General features: G+C 35.5%; 2 protein-coding genes. Both read left to right on the top strand.

Annotation, left to right across the window (positions count from 1 at the left end):
* The first annotated feature begins 291 nt into the window (after positions 1-291).
* Positions 292-1,383 (top strand): redox-regulated ATPase YchF, encoded by a 1,092-nt coding sequence (gene ychF, locus AFK68_RS01785; RefSeq protein ID WP_094671159.1) that lies wholly within the window; start codon positions 292-294, stop codon positions 1,381-1,383.
* Between the two features lie 309 nt (positions 1,384-1,692).
* On the top strand, positions 1,693-2,058 hold the full coding sequence (locus AFK68_RS01780) for a phage holin family protein (protein WP_094671157.1): 366 nt from the start codon (positions 1,693-1,695) through the stop codon (positions 2,056-2,058).
* Positions 2,059-2,454: the final 396 nt, after the last annotated feature.

Genomic DNA, 2,454 nt, shown 5'->3' with positions numbered 1-2,454 from the left:
CTTTTTTTTTCGCAAGAATGAAACAGCCCCGATTTAAGATGGGTGGCTTTAGACTTCATTATTTTGGGAAATAACTATTAGGCCACGAGAGGGATAAAATTTTGATTATTAATAATAATTAAGATATAATCATATTCTATGAGTCTAGTGAACAATTATTCACATTTCTTAAAAAATAATAATTTTCATAGCTAACCTCCTGAGTATTAAATGGATTTATTAAGCAATATCCTGAGATATTTAGGAATATCATTTATTCAAATTGTGACTTTTAATTTTTGACTTAAATTTATGCTCAGAGCTGGAATTGTCGGACTACCCAACGTAGGAAAATCTACCTTATTTAATGCTTTAGTTGCTAATGCTAAGGCAGAAGCTGCTAACTTTCCATTCTGCACAATTGAACCCAATGTTGGAGTGGTGGCAGTGCCAGATCAGCGGTTAAATGTGCTGACTAAAATATCTAATTCTATTCAAACTATTCCTACTAGAATTGAGTTTGTTGATATTGCTGGTTTGGTTAAAGGTGCTAGTAAGGGAGAGGGATTGGGTAATCAATTTCTGTCTAATATTCGAGAGGTTGATGCTATTGTTCAAGTAGTTCGTTGTTTTGATAGTGAGGATATTATTCATGTTTCTGGTTCGGTCGATCCGGTACGGGATATTGAGGTAATTAATTTAGAGTTGGCGTTATCTGATTTGACTCAGGTTGAACGCCGAATTGAACGGACGAAAAAACAAGCTCGTACCAGTAAGGATGCTCAGACAGAATTGGAGCTTTTAACAAAATTAGAGGCTGTTTTAAATGAGGGTAAGTCGGTGAGAATGGCAGGTTTAAATGAAGACGAATCTTTTCTAATTAAGCCTTTAAATTTGTTAACTTCTAAGCCCATAATTTATGCTGCTAATGTTTCAGAAGATGACTTGGCTAGTGGGAATGATTGGGTTGAAAAAGTCCGCAATATTGCTGCTGTGGAAAATGCTCAAGTTGTGATAATTTCAGCTCAGGTAGAATCAGAATTAATTGAGTTACCAGATGAAGAAAGAGCTGATTATTTAGAATCTTTGGGAGTAGAAGAAGGTGGTTTAAAATCTCTGATTAAAGCAACTTATGAATTATTGGGATTACGTACTTATTTTACTACTGGAGAGAAAGAAACTAAGGCTTGGACTATTAAGGCTGGAATGTTAGCTCCTCAAGCTGCGGGGGTGATTCATACTGATTTTGAACGAGGTTTTATCCGAGCAGAAACAATTGCTTATGAGGATTTAGTAGCTAGTGGTTCAATGACTGCTGCTAAGGAAAAGGGTTTGTTGAGGAGTGAGGGTAAGGATTATCTTGTTAAGGAGGGGGATGTTATGCTCTTCCGATTTAATGTTTAGATTTCTTTTAAAGAAGCGGTCAGCGTTCAGCAGTCAGTAGTCAGCAAAATTATTTTTTTTAAAGTTAGCAAAGAGGATTTTAACCATAGTTCCTAAAAGCTATTAAGGTAGTTCCTCCGCAGAAGGCTAGCTGAACGCTAAAAGCTAATATAGCAGTCCTATTTTATTTGTGTGTAAAAACCTTACTGCTTTTAGGGAACACTTAACTGGAAACAGTTAACAGGTGGGAGTTTGAAGTTTTTTATCTACTTTTTGATGACCCGCGACCTATTTAGGATTGCTATAGCTAGTTAATTAAGGAGAAAAAAAATGAGTATTGTAGAACTTTTGATTCTTTGGTTTGTTACTGCTGTTAGTTTGTTTATTATTTCTAAGTTGCCCACAGGAGTAGAAATTGATGATTTTAAAATCGCGTTAACTTCTTCGGCAGTTTTTGGGTTGTTAAATGCTCTTGTTCGTCCGGTTTTAATTGCTATAGCTTTGCCTATTAAGATTGTTCTTTCGAGTTTTATTTTTACTCTACTTCTAAATATGGCTATCTTTGGTTTAGCTGCTTGGTTTGTCAGTGGATTTCGCTTACGTTGGGGATTTTGGAGTGCCCTAATTGGTGCTGTAGCACTAGGTTTTATTAACTCTTTTCTTTACGAGTTACTTAACCGGGTAGTAGTAAGTTAGACGAAAGTTTATATTTTCAATAGTTTGTATTTTTGTGTGCTTTTAAAACTGATATCTTTTTCGGCGTTATTTTTTAAAAGTAATCCCTGACACTCGTTTGAGCATTTATAGATGTTCACACCCTTTGCTTCAACTACTATATCTAGGAAAGACAAAAACGAGGTAGTAGTATTGGTCTACAAACTTATGGCAGTAATTGTGATTGAGATTAATTAGAAGGAAGGGGCATCATCCGATGCCAAACGCCCCTATAATTAGGGATCTGCTGATTAAATATAAAAGCATTGACAGATCAAGGTAAAAGCATTTTTAGGTCTGGAAAAAGTACCTTGTTTTCAGCTCTTGATGCTGAAAAAGGAGCGTATTTCTAGCAATAATTGGGGCAAAAAATTACTC

Source organism: Hydrocoleum sp. CS-953, from assembly GCF_002260545.1.
Classification (GTDB): domain Bacteria; phylum Cyanobacteriota; class Cyanobacteriia; order Cyanobacteriales; family Microcoleaceae; genus Trichodesmium.
The sequence above is the reverse complement of the archived record's forward strand: the minus strand, read 5'-3'. Positions and strand labels throughout refer to the sequence as shown.